The following is a 16,776-nucleotide window of genomic DNA, read 5'->3' as shown; positions in this document are numbered from 1 at the left end:
GCTGCCGGCCGACGGCGCGGCCTCACGCCCCGGCCGTCGGCATCCGTACGTCATCAGCCCAGGCTGATCTCCGTGCCCATCGACCGCTCCCGGGCGGCCGCGACGACCAGGGCCGCGGCCGCAGCGTCCTGCACGGCGACCCCGACGGACTTGTAGAGGGTGATCTGGTCCGGTGAGGTGCGGCCCGCCTTGGCGCCGGTGAGGAGTTCGCCCAGCTCGGCGTGTACGTGGTCCTCGGTGATGACGCCCTCGCGGAGCGGCTCCAGCAGGTCGTTGCTGCCCGCGGGGAACGGGGCCAGGGCCGCCTGCCGCGATTCCACGCACACCAGCGCCTCCGCGATCGTGGCATCGTCGATCTCGCGGCCGTCCGGGTTGAAGCCCACCGAGGTCACATGGACGCCGGGCGGGAGCCAGGAACGGCGGATCACCGGGTCGACGGCATGGGTGGTCGCGGCAGCGATGTCCGCACCGTCGAGCGCCTCGGCGTAGGTGGCGAACGCCTCGACGGAAAGCCGGAGTTCGGCCGACAGCGTCTCGGCCAGCGCGGCCGCCTTCGCGCGGTCCCGGCCCGCGATGCGGATCCGTTGGACCGGGCGGACCCGGCACATGGCCGCGGCGTGCGCCCGGGCCTGTGCGCCGGTGCCCAGGAGCGCGAGCACCGAGGCGTCGTCACGGGCCAGCAGCCGGGCCGAGAGCGCCGAACCCGCGGCGGTGCGGGCCGCGGTGATCGCCGTTCCGTCCAGCAGCGCGGTGGGCTCCCCGGTGTGCGGATCGAAGGCGACGATCAGCGCCTGATGGGTCGGCAGACCGGTACCGCCGTTGTGCGGGAAGACGGAGACCAGCTTGGTCATCAGGGTCTCGGCCGACGGCACATGGCCCGGCATCGCGGCCAGGAAGCCGTCCTGTTCGACCATCCGCACGGCCACCCGGTCCGGGGCGGCGGCGCGCCCCGCGCTGAGATCCGTCATGGCCGACGCCAGGGCGTCGATCAGCGCATCGATGTCGAGCAGCGCCTCGACCTGCGCACGTCCGAGAACCAGCATGCGTCCCATCCTCCCGATCACCGCGTACCGGCCGGCGTCCCACCGGGCCGGGATGCCGACCGTAACCCGCTGCCGGGGACGGGGACGCATATGGGGCGGCGGAGCAGAGCGCGCCGCCTGCCGGTGTCCGTGACGTCGCGTGAAGCCGCCGCGGCCGGTCGGGGATCCGACTGCGTCGGGTCACCGTTCGCGACCCTGCGCAACCCCCTCACCGTTGCCCGATCTGGGGTAAATTCTCTTTATGCCGCTTTTATGCGAGCCGGGTGCCCGGCGGGCCGAGAGGCCGGAAGCCGGACGACGGGCACGGTCCCCGCACACGGAGTCGCGGGCGGTTCGGACGCCGATGAATTCTGGGCCATGCCGCACGGCTCGTGAGGACAGTGCCCCGAGCGTCCCTTCCCGAGCCCCAGAGGCTCAACAGGAGGTGTAGTTCCATGCGAGCACAGCAGGTGAGGCGCTCCTTCGCGGTCGCCGCGGCCGGTGCCGTGCTGGCCGGCGCAGCGGCCATGGGGACCGCGGGCATGGCCGCAGCCGCGGCTCCCGCAGCGCCGGCCACGCCGTCCACGGCCAGTCAGGCCCTGCACGCCAAGTGCGCCTGGCACGCCGGTTACTGGACCAAGGTGTGGCACCCGGGGCACTGGGAGTACCGGTGGCACGGGGGCTGGTACGACGGTCACCACCACTGGCACAAGGGGTATTGGAGCAAGTACTGGCACCCCGGCTACTGGGTGAAGACCTGGCACAAGGGCTACTACACCTGTAGGCACTGAACCCGCAGGGTACGGCTGGGCACGGTGCGGCTCCCCGACGACGGGGGGCCGCACCGTGCCGTTCCGCCGCGTTTCCGCCGCTCCCCCGGGCCGTCGGGGGTGAACGAGCGGGCGAATCCGTATACCCCGAAGGGACGACGCATTGCGCGCGCAGGATCGGGCACGCGAGGACAGCGAGGCGCCGTCGCAGGACGGGTGAGGCAATCAGCGGTTCCGGCGCCTCGCCGCATTGCCTTGTGGACCGCGTTCGCCGCGGAGAAAGGGAGGGAATCCATGGACTGGCGCCATGACGCCGTGTGCCGCGAGGAGGACCCGGAGCTGTTCTTTCCGGTCGGCAACACCGGTCCCGCGCTGTTGCAGATCGAGGAGGCCAAGGCCGTCTGCCGCCGCTGCCCGGTGATGGGACAGTGCCTGCAGTGGGCGCTGGAGTCCCGTCAGGAATCGGGGGTCTGCGGCGGGATGAGCGAGGACGAACGGCGTGCCATGCGCCGCCGGGCCGCACGCAACCGGGCGCGCAGTGCCGCCGTTTGACGATCCCTCAACTGCCGGGTCCGGTACCGCGAGGCGGCACCCCGGCCCCGCCGACCCGAACCGTCAGGGGCGGTGGCGGAGCACGATCCGCCACCGCCCCTCCGTCGTGCGCGTACACGGTCTCGTGCACGCGCGGAGCGGGTCCACGGCGCCCGGCGCCGACGGGGCCCGGAGCCGGGCGGGCGCGGCGCGAGGAATGCCCGGTTTGCCGGTCCGGCGCCGGTACGCTGCCGTCACCCCCGGACGCTGACCCGGCGCATGCGGCGACGGGCTCCCGGGGCACGGTCCGGGAAGGACGTCGCCATGACCACGGAGGGACACCCCGGTGCGCTGCGCGTCCTCGTGCTCGGCGCCGCACTGCGCACCGGATCGACCAATGCCCAGCTGGCCTCGCTGGTGGCGCGGATGATGACCGAGGCCGGCGCCGATGTCGACCTGGCCGCGATGCGGGATTTCGACATGCCGCTGTACGACGGTGACGCGGAGGCCGCGGACGGGGTGCCGGCGGGCGCGCTCGCGCTGCGCGACCGGCTGGAGCGGTCCGACGCCTTCGTCCTCTCCTCCCCCGAATACAACGCCTCCGTGCCCGGTGTGGTGAAGAACGCGATCGACTGGGTCTCCCGCATCCGGCCGCAGCCGTTCAAGACCAAGCACGCGCTGCTGCTCTCCGCCTCCCCGTCGCTGGTCGGCGGCAACCGGGGGCTGTGGGCGCTGCGGGTGCCGCTGGAGCACCTCGGCACCCGGGTCTACCCGGACATGTTCAGCCTCGCCGGGGCGCACAAGGGGTTCGCCGAGGACGGGCAGCTGACCGACCCCGCGCTCCAGCAGCGCCTGAACGAGACGGTCACGGCGTTCCTCCACCTCGTCGAGGCTGATGCGCGCTATGGCTGTCTGCAGCGCCGTTGGTACGAGTTCCTCGGCGACCGCACCGGGGCTCCCGTGACCCAGCGGGCGGAGGACTGAGCCTCCTGCCCGAATGCGCCGGGGCGCTCCGCACGCGTACGCCCCGCCCCGTGACGGGACGTACGCGTGCGGCGGTCAGCGGTCCGCGGCCGCGTCGGAATCCGCGGCGGCGGCCGCGCTCGCGGCCTCGTCCACCAGCTTCTGCATCTCCGCGGCGCCGGTGGGTGACGGGGCGGCGGACGACGGGGCGGCGGTAGACGGGGTCGCGGCGGGTGCGTTGCCCTCGGCGCGTACCCCGTTGCCGCATCCTGCGACGAGCAGGCCGCACACCAACGTGGTCACCACGAGCACCGCGCACTGCCCAATGCGGGTCACGAGGAGGCCGTGTTGTGCTGCGTACGGCACCAGGAGGCGACCTTGGCGAGGTCCTTCTGCCGCTGCTGGAGCGTGGGGATCAGGGACTTGCGGTGGGTGAGCTTGTGGCTGAGGAAGGTCTCGACCTCGTTGTGCCCGGCGGCCTTCGCCTTGGCCACCCGCTTCTCCAGGCGGGCGACGGAGCCGCGGACCCCGGCGTTGCCCTGGAGCCGGTGCAGTGCCTTGGTGAGGCGCTTGTCGATCTTCGGGGCGCGCTTGCAGAGCGCCCGCGACCCGTCGCCGGCGCCGTGCTTTGCGGACGCGGAGGGCGCCGGGGTGCTGCTGCTGTCGGCGGCGGCCGCGGTGCCCACGACGCCGAGCAGCGCGGTGCAGGCGGCCACCGAGGAGAGGGCGAGGTTGCGGGTGCGCATGAAGGTCCTCCTGACAGGAAGGCGGGCACGGTGCCCGCATCTGCGGAGAAATTAGGGGTGTTCCTTGTGGAAACCTTGTGGCCGCTCCGCGGGGTCCGCCAGCCAGTCCCGGTGTGCGGGCAGCGCCGGGTGGCGGGGCCGTCCGGGCCGCTCGGCGGGGAACGTCACCTGGAAGCGGGCTCCGCGGCCTCCGGGGCCGTCCAGGACCCGCAGCTCGGCCCGGTGCAGGGCGGCCTGCTGGGCGACCAGGGTGAGCCCGAGGCCGGAGCCGGGGCTGTCCGGGCGGCGGTGGAAGCGCCGGAAGACGTCCGCCCGTCGCTGCGGGGGGACGCCCGGGCCGCGGTCGTCGACGCTGAGGACGATGCCGGGCGCGGCGGCCTCGCCGGTGGTGCGCACGGAGAGCGCGACATACCCGCCGGCGCCGGCGGACCGGCCGTGGACCAGCGCGTTGGTCAGGAGGTTGTCGAGCAGCGACCGCAAACCGGGCCGCCATCCGTGGACCTTCAGCCCCGGGCTGCTGTGGACCGCCACCTCGGCCGCGGGGTGTCCGCGCCGCAGTCCGGCGGCCGCCTCGTCGGCGAGCTCGGCCATGTCGATGGCCTCGAACGACTCCGCCTCCACCAGATCGCCCTGCGCCAGGGCGCGCAGCATCACCAACAGGCCCAGCAGGCGGGCGTGTTCGTGCCGTAGGTCGTGCACGGTCTCGGCCCGGTCGGCGGCGTCGAGGTCCTGGAACGCCTCCAGGATGTCGAGGTTGGTCTGCATGCTCATCAGGGGCGTGCGCAGTTCGTGGGAGGCGGCGGCGGAGAACGAGCGGGCCGACGCCAGTGCCTCGACGGTGCGGGCGGCCTGCTCGTCGTAGCGGCTGAGAAACGTCTGGAGCGTGCGGGCGAGGTCGTCGACCTCGGTGATGCCGGTGGGGGCGTGCTCCAGCCGGGCGGCACTGGTGTACGGATCCAGGCCGCCGGCCGTCTGTTGCAGCCGGCGCAGCGGCCGGGCCGCGCGGGCCGCGAGCAGCCAGCCGACGCCACCGGCGAGCGGCGCGGCCAGCAGGGCCACCGTGAGCACCCGGCGGCGCACCAGCCCGAGTTGCGCCTCGCGCGCCGTGTCCGGGGAGAACAGCCACAGCGTCCCGCGCGCCCCGGGGCCGCCGCCGTCCACGGGTACGGCGAGCACCCGCCAGCTCTGGCCGTGCGACCGCACGGTGGCCGGGCGGGTGCGCTCCCCGGGCGGCGGCACCGGCCCGGCGGGCTGCGGGCCGTCCCGCAGGGTGCCGCCGGGGCCGGTCAGCCGCACCCCGACGTCCAGGGCGGCGGTGAACAGCTTGCGCTGGCGGGCCTGTTCGGCGCGCGGCCGGTCGTGCGAGGTGGCACGCAGCAGGCCGCGGGCCGCCACCGCCACGCTCTGGGCCCGTGCGGCGAGCCGCTGATCGGCCTGGGCGCGCAGGTCCTTGCCCACCAGGGTCACCAGGACCCAGCCGGACGCCACCACCAGCAGCGGCACCACCGTCCCGGCCACCAGCGCGATCCGGGTGGACAGCCTCATCGCGCCGCCCCGCTCTCGTCGTCCCGCAGCACGAACCCCACGCCGCGCACGGTGTGCACGATCCGGCCGCGGCCGCCCGCCTCCAGTTTGCGGCGCAGGTAGCTGACGAAGGTGTCCACGGCGTCGGTGCGGACCTCGAAGTCGTAGCCCCAGACGCGCTCCAGCAGCTGGTCGCGGGTCAGCACCTGCCCGGCGTTGCGGGCCAGGACCTCCAGCAGGGAGAACTCCCGCCGGGTCAGGGTCAGCTCCCGGTCGTCGAGCCGCGCGCGGTGCGCCGCCGCGTCGAGGGTGAGGCCGCCGACGTGCACGGTGTCGGTGTCGGCGGGCGGCCGGCGGCGCAGCAGTGCGTGCAGGCGCAGCACCAGCTCGTCCAGGGCGAACGGCTTGACGAGGTAGTCGTCGCCGCCGGCCTGGAGCCCGGCGACCCGGTCGGCGACCTCGTCGAGCGCGGACAGCATCAGGACCGGTATGTCGTTGCCGCTCTCCCGCAGCCGCCGGCACACCGTGATGCCGTCGAGGTCCGGCATCGAGATGTCGAGGACCATGACGTCCGGCGGCGACTGCGCCAGTCGCTCCAGCGCGGCCCTGCCGCCCTCCGCCAGTGCGACGGTGAAGCCGTTCAGCCGCAGCCCGCGGCCAAGTGAGCGGCGGATCGCGGCGTCATCGTCCACCAGCAGGACCCGTCCGGTACCGCTTTGTCCGTACATGCACCCCTCCGTGGTGACGGCAGCCTGCCGACAGCATGCGGTACGGCCTCGGCGCCGCCTCGGGCGCGGTCGGGGAAGCCGGACGGGTGGGGAGGTGGTCACAGGAGGGGGACGCGGCGGACCCGGAGGGCTCGCGCGGCGTCCCGTACGGGATAATGCGGGGCATGCGGATCTCAGCCAGGGCGGACTATGCCGTGCGTGCCGCGCTGGAACTCGCCGCCGCACGGGAGGCGGGACCGCTCAAGGCGGAGGCCATCGCCCATGCCCAGGACATTCCTCACAAGTTCCTCGAAGGCATCCTGAACGACATGCGCCGGGGCGGGCTGGTGCACAGTCAGCGCGGCGGCAACGGCGGCTACCGGCTGGCCAGGGCCGCGGAGGCGATCAGCATCGCCGACGTGATCCGCGTCGTGGACGGGCCGCTGGTGTCGGTCCGCGGCGTGCGCCCGCCGGAGCTGTCCTACACCGGCCCCGCCGCCTCCCTGCTGCCGCTGTGGATCGCCCTGCGGTCCAATGTCCGGGAGATCCTCGACGGGGTGTCGCTGGCCGATGTCGCGTCGGCCGGGCTCCCGGCGGAGGTGTCCGCGCTGACCGAGGACCCGGCCGCCTGGGACAATCCGTAGGCACCGTCGCCGCGGTCCCGGACCAGGGCCTGTCGTGTGGATCAGACCCGCTCCCTCCCGTGCGCTGATCTCGTATCCCAAGACCGCCTTGTCCACGCTGTGAACGTCCCTTGCCCTGCGCGCAGTCGGCGCCGCATGCTTCCGGCATCAATTCCTATCAATCCAGTGGGAAAACTAGGGAAGAAGAGACGGCAGGGCCGCCGCACGGCGTGCCGCCTCTCCGGCCGGTGGCGCGGCCGCCGGTGCCGCGCCCGACACACCCGACAGGACGGTGCACCGCGCCATGCCGAAGAAGTCCGCAGCACGGCCCGGTCCCGCGCAGTGGGACCAGGGCGCCGGTGAAGCGCTCCGGGCGCGGCTGATCCGTGAGGTCGCGGACGATCTGGCGGTGGACGCCCTGCCGCGCGACCGGGCGGGGAAGCCTCCGTTCGACGAGGCCGCGCGGCTGCGCGAGGCGGGGCTGCCCGCGCTGCTGACCCCGCCCGGTCCGGACGGCCGGGGCACCGACTGGCGCACCGCCTGTGCGGTCGTCCGGGAGATCGCGGCGGCGGACGGCTCCATCGGCGAACTGCTGGGCCGGCACTACGCGCTGTCGTGGAGCGCCCGCTTCTTCGCCGCCCCGGAACGGGCCGACCGGCTGGAGCGCCGGGCGGTGGCGGAGCAGTGGCTGTGGGGCGGGAGCACCGACCTCCCGGGCGCCGAGCCGGCCGCGGAGCCCGGCCTCGCGCTCACACCGGCCGGTGGCGGATACCTCCTCGACGGGCGCGCCGCCCTCGCCGCGGGTGTGCAGGTCTCCGACCGGCTGGTGCTCGGCGGGGTGGACACCGCCACCGGCGACTGGCTGATGGTGCGTCTGGACCCGGAGCGTCCCGGTGTGACGGCCGACGCCGCGCACGACCGCCTCGGCCAGCGGCTGACCGGAGCCGGCACCCTCACCTTCGACGGCGTCCCGGTCCTCGTGGACGAGGTGCTCGGCACCGTCCCCCGCGACGAGCACAGCGTCCCTCCGTACGCCACGCTCGCCCCGCTGGCGCTCCGGCTCGCCCTGGTGCACGTCGCCCTGGGCACCGCCGAAGGCGCGCTGGCCGAGGCGCGGGACGCCGACCGGGCCGCACCGGGCCGCCTGCCGGGGACACCGCCGGAAGACGACGCCTACGGGGACGCCTATGCGGACCGCACCGGTGCGGATCCCTATCTCCTGCTCGCGTACGGGGAGCTGGTGACGGCGGCTCATACCGCGGCCGTGGTGGTGGAGTCGGCGACCGAGGCGCTGGCGAGGGGACTGGCGGCCGGCGGCGGGTTCGGGGTCGACGAGCGGGCCGAGATCGCGGTGCGGGTGGCCGCGGCGGAGGCGGTCACCGGCCGCGCGGCGATGCGGATCACCACGCGCGTCCTGGAACTCACCGGGGGCGCCGCCGACTCCCTGGGGCTCGACCGGTTCTGGCGCAATGCCCGCGTCCTCACGGCACAGGCCTCCCCCGCCCACCGGCTCCGCGACATCGGCGACCACTATCTGAACGGTACGCACCCGCCGTTGACTCTGCGCGCCTGACCGCTCGGGGCCCGTCACGCGGTGAGGGGCAAAATGCCGGGGCGTCGGCGCAGCTTCGAACGGATCGGCACCGGGGGCTGCTACATCTCGTGTGTGCCTCCCCGAGCGGGGAAGCCCGTCGGTCCTGTGAGGTGGCGCCTTGTCAGAAAGCAGCAGTGTTCCGGTACACCGGCCCGCCAGACGGGGGGAGCCCCTCCAGCGGCTGCTGTTCGGCGGGGTGTACGGTTCGGTGCTCGCCAGCGCGCTGGCGGCGGCCCTGGACCACGAGGGCCGGCCGGCGGACCCCGGGTATGACGCGCTGTGGGTGACGCTGGCGGCGATCGCGTCGGCCGCGGCCCACGGCTATGCGCACTCCATCGCGCACCGCACCGAGGAGGACACCCAGGTCACCGCGAGCGCGGTGCGCTCCATGCTCACCGAATGGCCGCTGGTGGCCGCGGTGGTGCCGACGGTGGCCGCCCTGCTCGGCTCCTATGCGCTCTGGTGGAGCGAGGAGAGCGCGGTCGAAGTCGCCCTGGGCATCAACATGGTGGCGCTGTTCGGCTGGGGTGTGTGGGCGGCCCGAGTGGCCGGCCGGGGGTGGCCGGCGTCCCTGCGCGTCGGTGGTGTGGACGTGCTGATCGGCCTGTTCATCGTGATCGCCAACGTCGTGAGCAAGTAGCCGACGGCAGCGGGCCCGGGTCGGATCGAGGTTCCGTCCGGGCAGGTGCCGCTCCCCGGGTCAGTGCGGTGCTTTCACCGCCAGCCAGTCGGCGATGGCCCGGGCGATGGGCTGGTCGGTCTCCAGTTGGACGAAGCCGAACTGGCCGCCCTGGTTGCACTCCAGGAACCACCAGGCCCCCTCGGGGTCCTCGGCGAAGTCGAAGGCACCGTAGGCGAGTTGGGCGATGTCCAGGTAGGAGAGCACCGCCCGGTGGATGGTGTCCGGGACCTCGACGGGCTCCCAGGTGCCGTGGTGGGTGAAGCGGCTGTCCACCTCGTCCGGGTCGGCCTTCTTGCGGGCGGCGAAGAGCTGGTCGCCGACGCAGGTCAGCCGGATGTCGGCGGCCTTGGGGACATGCCGCTGGAGCAGGGTCGGGCCGGCCGCCACCCCGGAGAAGTCCGTGTCCGGGCTGATGCGGGTGGTGGGCAGCACCATCGGCGGGTCACCGGGGTGCTTCCCGCTGACCGACTTCACCACGAGGTCCCGCTGGGCGGCGGCGAACTGGCGGGCGGCGGACGGGAAGGAGGTGAGCAGTGTGGGGGGAACGAGGAAGCCGCTGCGGTGGGCGACGTGGAGCTGCCAGGGCTTGTAGCGGGCCTGTGCGGCCGCGGTGGGGTGGTTCATCCAGCGTGCCCGGGTGCAGCTGAGCATGCCGTACAGCGCCTGTTCGGCCTCGGCCGTGATCCAGGCGGACTGTTCGGCCGAGCGTGCTCCGGGAGCGCCGGGCCGGCGGACCCACACCGAGCGCAGGCTGTCGAGGCTCACCATGCGTTCGCCCGACTTCAGATATCCGTGGAAGTCGTTGTCGGTGTACTCCGCCGACAGCGAGACCCGCCCGGGGAGGTCGGCGGGGTCGAGCCGGACGAGCGGCACCCCGAGGTCGTGCAGCGTCGCGACCACGATGTCCGCGGTCAGGTCTTCCTCACAGGTGAGGACCAGGACGGTCATCGGTGCTCAGTCGTCGAAGTGGGTCTTGGAACCGGCGGTGGAGGCGGTGGTGCCGGTGGCCAGCAGCACGGCGCGGCTGCAGGTGGCCGGGCGTCCGTCCGGCAGGACGTTGAGTTGCCGCGTGGCGTCGTAGCTGTAGGGGGTGCTGGTCGCCGACTTCACCGCCGGCCGGGCGTAACTCAACGCAAACGGTCGCATGCCATCTCCTTCAAAAAACAGTTTCCGAGCCTTAGCCACGGGGCAGAGGTGGAAGGCCCCGCCTTATGACTCTGCACGGAAGACGCGACAATCTGGCCGTTTAGTTGCTTCTTTTGCTCGTTTCCAGCGTTCCACTTGACTGAAAAGCGGCGAACGCGTACTCACTGTTCTCCTTACGTGCCGCCGCGTAGGCGCCGCGCCCCGGGCATGCCGCAAAGCCCCGCCCTGGCAGGCGGGGCTGACGGGCCGTCAGTGACCGGTGAGCCTACTCCGGAGGCACCCCGCCGACCGCGTCCCGCACGGGTGTGCCGTCCAGAAGGGCGGCGACGAGGTCCACGGTCAGCCGGTGCCAGTGGCGGGCGCCCCGGAGCATGGTGTGTCCGCCGCGCGGCATGGCGACCGTGTGGACCCGGGCCCCGGACCGCCGGGCGCGGTCGGCGAAGTGCCAGGAGGCCTCCGCGTCGGTGATCCGGTCGCGTACGTCGTGCAGCAGCACCAGGGTCCGCTCCCGCAGATGGGTGACGGGCTCCCCCGGCGGGCACCAGGGGGCGAGCGCGACGACGCCCCGCACCGCGGGGTGTCCGCCGGTGCGCAGGGCGGCCCGGCCGCCCATGGAATGGCCGACCAGCACCACCGGCACATCCGGGGCCCGGGCGACCAGTTCGTCGAGCGCCGCGCGGGCGTCCCGGGCGGCGTCCGCCTGCGGCCCGTTCCAGCCCCGGTAGCGGTAGCGCACGGAGGCGAGCAGCACCTCCCGGCCGCGCGGGGTGCGGGAGATCGCGGCGGCGAAGGGCCGCATCCGCAGCGCGGGGAGGTTCAGCCGGGTGGGCGGGGTGCGGTCGTCGGGACGCCCTCCGTGCAGCAGCAGCACCGCCGCCTGGGCGGTGTCCGGGCCATGGTGCACCAGCAGCGGCCGGTGCGGCTGCCCGTCGTCGGGTTCCGGGGGCCGGGCCGGGGAGGTCGTCATGGGCGGGGGTCCTCGGGGTCGGGGTGGCGGCGCGGTGGCAGGGGGAGGAATCCGCTGGTGCGGGCCGTGTAGGCGGCGTATCCGGGGCGGTCGGCGAGCTGCTTCTCCAGCAGGCGCTTGCCGCTGCCGACCGTCAGCAGGCAGGACATCACCAGCGGCGAGACGACGGTGACGGCGGCGGCCTGCCAGGTGCCGCAGGCCAGTCCGAACAGCCCCCACCAGACGAGGAAGTCGCCGAAGTAGTTGGGGTGCCGGGTCCAGCTCCACAGGCCGCGGTCCATGACCTTCCCCCGGTGGGCCGGGTCGGCCTTGAACCGGGCGAGCTGATGGTCGCCGACGCTCTCGAAGACGAAGCCGGCGGCCCACAGCAGCCCGGCGGCGACGGCCCCGGGGCCCAGCGGCACCGGCACGTACGGGGCCACCTGCACCGGGAGCGACACCAGCCACACCAGGGCGGCCTGGAGCAGGTAGACCATGCGCAGGGCGTAGGCGTCGCGGCTGCCGGGAGCCCTGGCGAGCAGCCGCTCGTAGCGCGGGTCCTCGCCGTGCCCGCGGCCGCGGCGGGCGATGTGGGCGGCCAGCCGCAGCCCCCACACCACGGTGAGGACGGTGACGAGCAGCCGCCGGCCGTCGTCGCCGTGGCCGGCCGACAGCGCCCAGCTGACCAGGGCCACCACGGCGAACGCCACGCCCCAGGCGATGTCCACCAGGCGGTGCAGTCCTCTGGCCCGGGCGACGGCGAAGGTGGCGAGGAGCACCGCGAGGGCGGCCCCGGCCGACGCGGCGGCGTTGACGGCGAGGGCCGCCCAGGGCAGTCCGGTCATCCCCGTCCTCCCGGCACGTACCAGTCGTACGGCGTGGGCGGCATGGCGGCCTCTCCTTCCGGGGTGGGGCGTACCGCGAGGATCTGGTCGACGCCCATCCGGCGCTCGCGGAACGCGAGTCCGCTGCCGGCAAGGTACAGCCGCCACACCCGGGCGGTCGGCTCCCCGGCCAGTGCGACGAACTCCGTCCAGCGGGTCTCCAGGGTGTGGTGCCAGGCGGCGATGGTCCGTGCGTAGTGCTCCCGCAGCGACTCGACGGACCGCACCTCCAGCCCGGCGGCCTCCAGCAGACCGACGGTCTCGCCGAGCGGACGCATGTGCATGTCGGGGGCGATGTAGGACTCGATGAACGCACCGCCGCCCCGGGCGCCGGCGCCGCGGGACATCTGCTGGACCAGCAGCCGTCCGCCAGGGCGCAGCAGCGTGTGCAGGCGGGCGGCGAAGGCCGGGTACTGCGCGTCGCCGACGTGCTCGCCCATCTCGACGGCGCAGACCGCGTCGTGGGGGGCCTCCGCGATGTCCCGGTAGTGCCGGAGCCGGACGTCGACCAGCTCGCCCAGCCCCTCCCGGGCGACCTGGGCGGCCACGTGGTCGTGCTGCTCGCGCGACAGGGTGACCGCGGTGACGTGGGCCTTGAACTCCCGTGCCGCGTACAGCGACAGGCTCCCCCAGCCGCAGCCGATGTCCAGCAGCCGGGCGCCGGGGAAGAGTCCCAGCTTGCGGCAGATCAGCTCCAGCTTGTCGCGCTGGGCGTCGGCCGGTCCGTAGGACGGGTCGTCGGGGCGGGTCCAGTAGCCGCAGGAGTAGGCCATGGTCTCGTCCAGCAGCAGCGCGTACCAGTCGTTGGACAGGTCGTAGTGGTGGCTGATGGCGGCGCGGTCGCGGCCGGTGCTGTGGAGGGCACCGCGCAGCCGGGCCTGCGGGGCGCCGGGTGCGGGCGGACGCGGGCCCAGGGCCCCCAGGCGCAGGGCGGTGACGGACAGCGCGGCCAGCTGCCGGGGGCCGGGAGCGGCGGGGGCCGGGCCGCTGTCGCGTACCGTGCGCCACACTCTGCTCAGCGCGTCGGCGAGGTCGCCCTCGACGTCCAGCTCGCCGGCGATATAGGCCTGGGCCAGGCCCAGTTCGCCGGGCTGCCACAGCAGTCGGCGCAGTGCGCGCCGGGCGCGCAGCACCACGACCGGCGCGTCCGGCGGCCCGGCCTCGCTGCCGTCCCAGGCGCGCAGCCGCACCGGCAGGCCGCCCGGGAAGTGGCCGGCGAGGAGGGCGGCGAGTCGGTGCGCGACGGGCGTCATCGGCGCTCTCCGTCCTTCGTCGGGGCGGCGGGGGTCAGGAGCAGCTGGCGCACGTCGAGGTAGCCGGCCCGGAACCCGGCTTCGGAGTAGGCGAGATAGAACTCCCACATCCGGCGGAAGACCGGGTCGAAGCCCAGCGCGGCGACCTCGGCGGAGCGTGCGGTGAAGCGCTCGCGCCACAGCCGCAGCGTCTCGGCGTAGTGGCCGCCGTATCCGTCGTTCTCCCGCACCCGGAGTCCGGCGGCGGCCGCGCACCGTTCGACGGCCTCGACGGAGGGGACGATGCCGCCGGGGAAGATGTACTTGTGGATCCAGGTGTAGGTGGAGCGGGTGGCGCGCATCCGCGCGTCCGGCATGGTGATGGCCTGGAGGGCGATCCGGCCGCCCGGTGCCACCAGGCGGGCCAGCGCCTCGAAGTAGACGGGCCAGTACTCCGCGCCGACCGCCTCGATCATCTCCACGCTCACCACGGCGTCGTAGACCCCGGTCACCTGCCGGTAGTCGCACAGCTCCACCGAGACCCGGTCCGCGTGGCCGGCCCGGGCGATACGCTCGACGGCCAGGTCCCGCTGCTCCTGCGACAGGGTCACGGACACCACCCGGGCGCCGCGGGCGGCGGCGCGCAGGGCCAGTTCGCCCCAGCCGGTGCCGATCTCCAGCAGCCGGGTGCCCTCGCCGACGCCGGCCAGGTCCAGCAGCCGGTCGATCTTACGGTGCTGGGCGTCGGGGAGCGCGTCCCACTCGGCGGGGCGTTTGCGGAAGACGGCCGAGGAGTAGGTCATGCTGCGGTCGAGGAAGAGCGAGAAGAGGTCGTTGGACAGGTCGTAGTGGCGGTGGATGTTCTGCCGTGCGCCGTCCAGGGTGTTGCGCTGCGCGCCGGGCCGGCGGCGCGCCCAGACGCCCCGGAGCCACTGCAGCGGGCGGGGCACCAGCGAGGTCAGCCGGGAGGCGAGCACGGTCAGTACGCCAACCAGGTCGTCGGCGTCCCACTCCCCCGCCATGTAGGACTCGCCGAAGCCGATCAGCCCGTCGGCGCCGATCCGGCCGAAGAACGCGGCCGGGTCGTGCACCCGCAGCAGCGGGCCCTCGACGCCGGTGACAGGCGCGTCACCGTAGAGGACGCGCAACGGCAGTGCGCCCAGGGCACGTTGCACAATGCTGCGGGTCGCGGCGGTGCGCAGGGCCGAGGCGTGTGGGCCGCGCGCCACATCCGGCCAGGCTGCCGCGTCCGGTTGCGCCGGAGCCGTCGCGACAGCGGCGGCCGGGGCGGCGGCACCGGCTTCGGTGCGGTCCGAGACGGAGGTGTTCACTTCATGCCCTCCTGAAGGCGGTGGCGGGTTCGGGGCTGCACGGGAAGCCCGCGCAGGAGCAGTCGGATGCCGTGCCGGCGGATCGCGGCCGAGACCGCGGCGGTCGACCAGGGGTGGCGCCGCGCCGCGGCCAGCAACTGCCGGGCGGTGGCGGGCCGCCGGGTGCCGCGTACGGTCGCGGTGAACGGCGTGCTCGCCCCGCGTCGCAGCTGGACGGTCAGATCGAGGCGGCCGTCCGGCTCGGGCAGGCGCATCCGGTAGGCGCCGTCGACGGGGAAGAACGGGGAGACATAGAACTCCTTGGCGGTCTCCGCGTGGTCCTGTGCGTCGGTGCGCAGCAGATAGCAGTGGCGCTCGCCGTAGGTGTTGTGCACTTCGGCCACGACGCAGATCTGCGCGCCGTGCCGGTCGTGGCACCAGTACAGGGTCAGCGGGTTGAAGACGTGTCCCAGGACCCGGGCGTGCGCGAGCATCAGCACCCGCCCGCCGTCGAGTGCCACGCCACGGCTCGTCAGAAAGCGTTCCAGGCCCGCCCGGAGGGAGGGCGCGGTGCCGCCGAAGTGGTCGCGGGGGTCGAACCGGGCCAGGGGGCGCAGGGCGGCCGGGAGGCGGGGCGGGTGGTCGAGGTCGATCAGCCAGAGATAGGTGCGGTGGCGCAGCGCGTGGCGCACCGGGGCCGTACGGGTGTGGGAGACCACGCACTCGTAGAGGGCCGGGGTGTGCGCCTCGGTGCCGGGGACGGCCGGGGCGGCCGCGGGGGCGGTCACCAGCGCACCCCCAGGGCCGCGGCCGCCTGGACGCCGGAGCGGCAGCCGTCCTCGTGGAAGCCCCAGCCGTGGTAGGCCCCGGCGAACGCGGTGACCGCCGTGTTGAGCTGCGGCAGCCGCTGCTGGGCGGCGAGCGACTCGGGGGTGTACTGGGGGTGGGCGTAGACCATGCGCGCCAGGACCCGGTCGGCGGGGACGCGGTCGCCGGCGTTGAGGGTGACGACGAAGTCCTCGGCGGTGTCCAGCCGTTGCAGCCGGTTCATGTCGTAGCTGACCCGCACCTCGTCGGCGGGCGTGGTGCAGGAGGACATCAGGTAGTTCCACGAGGCGCGGGCCCCGCGGGCACGGGGCAGCAGCGAGGTGTCGCCGTGCAGCACGGTGGTGTTGCGCGAGTAGCGGAACGTGCCGAGGATCCGCCGCTCGTCGTCGGTGGGCCGGGCGAGCATCCGCAGGGCCTGGTCGGGGTGGGTGGCCAGCACCACCGCGTCATGGGCGTGTTCGGCGCCGTCCTCCGTGACGATCCGGGCCCCGTCGGGAGTGCGGTGGACGGCGCGGACCGGGGTGCCGGTGCGCACCGCGGTGAGCTGCTTGCCGATCCGGCTGACGTACTCCACCGAGCCGCCGGTCACCGTCCGCCACCGCGGGGAGCCGCCGACCGACAGCAGCCCGTGGTGCGCCAGGAAGCGGAACAGGTAGACGGCGGGATAGCGCACGGCGGTGGTGGGGGCGCAGGACCACACCGCGGAGACCAGCGGCATGACGAAGTGGTGGACGAAGTACCGCGAGAAGCGGTGCGCGGTGAGGAAGTGGCCGAGGGTGAGGGCGTCGCCGGGGTCGAGGGCGAGCGTGGTGCGCGCCGCGCGGTGGAAGGCCCGGATCTCGGTCAGCATCCGCAGATAGCGGCCCCGCAGGACGTTGCGCGGCTGGGCGAACACCCCGGCCGGGCCGCGGGCACCGGCGTACTCCAGTCCGCAGCCCTCGCACCGCACCGACATGCTCATCTCGGAGTCCTGGGTGGCCACGCCGAGTTCGCGGAAGAGCCGCAGCAGCAGCGGATAGGTGCGCTCGTTGTGGACGATGAAGCCGGTGTCGACCCGTACCGTCCGGCCGTCGCCCGTGGGCCGGTCGTGCGTGTGGGCGTGGCCGCCGAGCCGGTCCTCCGCCTCGTACAGGGTCACCTCGCACCCGCCTCGCTCCAGCACATGGGCCGCGGTGAGCCCCGCGACGCCGCCGCCCACCACCGCTGTCCGTCGACGCTCCACAGCCGGCTGCCTCCTCCTGTCGGGGCGGGGCCGCTTCCTCCCGCGG

General features: G+C 74.1%; 19 protein-coding genes. 6 read left to right on the top strand and 13 right to left on the bottom strand.

Annotated features, from left to right (window positions below):
• Nucleotides 1-53: 53 nt before the first annotated feature.
• The gene (locus IEY78_RS14055) at nt 54-1,043 is read right to left on the bottom strand and encodes an ornithine cyclodeaminase family protein (protein ID WP_189098071.1); all 990 of its coding nucleotides are present in this window, start codon (nt 1,041-1,043) and stop codon (nt 54-56) included.
• 434 nt (nt 1,044-1,477) lie between these two features.
• Here IEY78_RS14055 and IEY78_RS14050 point away from each other — a divergent pair, with 434 nt between their 5' ends.
• The 3 genes from IEY78_RS14050 (at nt 1,478) to IEY78_RS14040 (ending at nt 3,307) form a co-directional block, all read left to right on the top strand.
• A complete protein-coding gene (locus IEY78_RS14050; RefSeq protein WP_189098069.1) occupies nt 1,478-1,813 on the top strand; it encodes a hypothetical protein in 336 nt (111 codons plus the stop codon).
• Between the two features lie 273 nt (nt 1,814-2,086).
• Complete coding sequence (locus IEY78_RS14045; protein WP_189098067.1) at nt 2,087-2,344, top strand: WhiB family transcriptional regulator; 258 nt, start codon at nt 2,087-2,089, stop codon at nt 2,342-2,344.
• 303 nt (nt 2,345-2,647) lie between these two features.
• Nucleotides 2,648-3,307 (top strand): NADPH-dependent FMN reductase, encoded by a 660-nt coding sequence (locus tag IEY78_RS14040; RefSeq protein ID WP_189098065.1) that lies wholly within the window; start codon nt 2,648-2,650, stop codon nt 3,305-3,307.
• 75 nt (nt 3,308-3,382) lie between these two features.
• On the opposite strand, the gene IEY78_RS14035 is transcribed toward IEY78_RS14040, so the two are convergent.
• The 4 genes from IEY78_RS14035 to IEY78_RS14020 are packed head-to-tail and all read right to left on the bottom strand — an operon-like array spanning nt 3,383 to nt 6,284.
• Nucleotides 3,383-3,622: a hypothetical protein gene (locus IEY78_RS14035; RefSeq protein WP_189098063.1), complete on the bottom strand. Its 240-nt coding sequence runs from the start codon at nt 3,620-3,622 to the stop codon at nt 3,383-3,385.
• Nucleotides 3,619-4,032 carry a hypothetical protein gene (locus IEY78_RS14030; RefSeq protein WP_189098061.1) on the bottom strand — a complete coding sequence of 138 codons (414 nt, stop codon included), beginning with the start codon at nt 4,030-4,032 and terminating at the stop codon, nt 3,619-3,621. The genes IEY78_RS14035 and IEY78_RS14030 overlap by 4 nt, the downstream gene beginning before the upstream one ends.
• A gap of 51 nt (nt 4,033-4,083) precedes the next feature.
• Entirely contained in the window at nt 4,084-5,577 is a 1,494-nt protein-coding gene (locus IEY78_RS14025) for a sensor histidine kinase (protein WP_189098059.1), read from the bottom strand.
• Entirely contained in the window at nt 5,574-6,284 is a 711-nt protein-coding gene (locus IEY78_RS14020) for a response regulator transcription factor (RefSeq protein ID WP_189098057.1), read from the bottom strand. Before IEY78_RS14020 ends, IEY78_RS14025 begins: the two co-directional genes overlap by 4 nt.
• A 164-nt stretch (nt 6,285-6,448) precedes the next feature.
• Here IEY78_RS14020 and IEY78_RS14015 point away from each other — a divergent pair, with 164 nt between their 5' ends.
• The 3 genes from IEY78_RS14015 (at nt 6,449) to IEY78_RS14005 (ending at nt 9,120) form a co-directional block, all read left to right on the top strand.
• Nucleotides 6,449-6,907 carry an RrF2 family transcriptional regulator gene (locus IEY78_RS14015; RefSeq protein ID WP_189098055.1) on the top strand — a complete coding sequence of 153 codons (459 nt, stop codon included), beginning with the start codon at nt 6,449-6,451 and terminating at the stop codon, nt 6,905-6,907.
• Nucleotides 6,908-7,190: 283 nt separating this feature from the next.
• On the top strand, nt 7,191-8,459 hold the full coding sequence (locus tag IEY78_RS14010) for an acyl-CoA dehydrogenase family protein (RefSeq protein WP_189098053.1): 1,269 nt from the start codon (nt 7,191-7,193) through the stop codon (nt 8,457-8,459).
• Between the two features lie 139 nt (nt 8,460-8,598).
• Nucleotides 8,599-9,120 carry a hypothetical protein gene (locus IEY78_RS14005; protein ID WP_229699935.1) on the top strand — a complete coding sequence of 174 codons (522 nt, stop codon included), beginning with the start codon at nt 8,599-8,601 and terminating at the stop codon, nt 9,118-9,120.
• Nucleotides 9,121-9,180: 60 nt separating this feature from the next.
• Here IEY78_RS14005 and tgmB read toward each other — a convergent pair whose 3' ends face one another.
• The 8 genes from tgmB to IEY78_RS13965 form a co-directional block, all read right to left on the bottom strand.
• Nucleotides 9,181-10,110 carry an ATP-grasp ribosomal peptide maturase gene (gene tgmB / locus IEY78_RS14000; RefSeq protein ID WP_189098051.1) on the bottom strand — a complete coding sequence of 310 codons (930 nt, stop codon included), beginning with the start codon at nt 10,108-10,110 and terminating at the stop codon, nt 9,181-9,183.
• Between the two features lie 6 nt (nt 10,111-10,116).
• The gene (gene tgmA, locus IEY78_RS13995) at nt 10,117-10,308 is read right to left on the bottom strand and encodes a putative ATP-grasp-modified RiPP (RefSeq protein ID WP_040901932.1); all 192 of its coding nucleotides are present in this window, start codon (nt 10,306-10,308) and stop codon (nt 10,117-10,119) included.
• Nucleotides 10,309-10,573: 265 nt separating this feature from the next.
• Entirely contained in the window at nt 10,574-11,275 is a 702-nt protein-coding gene (locus IEY78_RS13990; RefSeq protein WP_189098050.1) for an alpha/beta hydrolase, read from the bottom strand.
• The gene (locus IEY78_RS13985; RefSeq protein ID WP_189098049.1) at nt 11,272-12,099 is read right to left on the bottom strand and encodes a DUF1295 domain-containing protein; all 828 of its coding nucleotides are present in this window, start codon (nt 12,097-12,099) and stop codon (nt 11,272-11,274) included. The genes IEY78_RS13990 and IEY78_RS13985 overlap by 4 nt, the downstream gene beginning before the upstream one ends.
• On the bottom strand, nt 12,096-13,391 hold the full coding sequence (locus IEY78_RS13980) for an SAM-dependent methyltransferase (protein WP_189098048.1): 1,296 nt from the start codon (nt 13,389-13,391) through the stop codon (nt 12,096-12,098). Before IEY78_RS13980 ends, IEY78_RS13985 begins: the two co-directional genes overlap by 4 nt.
• Entirely contained in the window at nt 13,388-14,701 is a 1,314-nt protein-coding gene (locus IEY78_RS13975) for an SAM-dependent methyltransferase (RefSeq protein ID WP_189098047.1), read from the bottom strand. Before IEY78_RS13975 ends, IEY78_RS13980 begins: the two co-directional genes overlap by 4 nt.
• Nucleotides 14,698-15,468, bottom strand: a complete 771-nt coding sequence (locus IEY78_RS13970; protein WP_229699934.1) for a DUF1365 domain-containing protein — start codon at nt 15,466-15,468, stop codon at nt 14,698-14,700. The genes IEY78_RS13975 and IEY78_RS13970 overlap by 4 nt, the downstream gene beginning before the upstream one ends.
• Entirely contained in the window at nt 15,465-16,730 is a 1,266-nt protein-coding gene (locus tag IEY78_RS13965; RefSeq protein WP_229699933.1) for an NAD(P)/FAD-dependent oxidoreductase, read from the bottom strand. Before IEY78_RS13965 ends, IEY78_RS13970 begins: the two co-directional genes overlap by 4 nt.
• Nucleotides 16,731-16,776: the final 46 nt, after the last annotated feature.

Source organism: Streptomyces kronopolitis (assembly GCF_014646275.1).
GTDB classification, from domain to species: Bacteria; Actinomycetota; Actinomycetes; order Streptomycetales; family Streptomycetaceae; genus Streptomyces; species Streptomyces kronopolitis.
The sequence above is the reverse complement of the archived record's forward strand: the minus strand, read 5'-3'. Positions and strand labels throughout refer to the sequence as shown.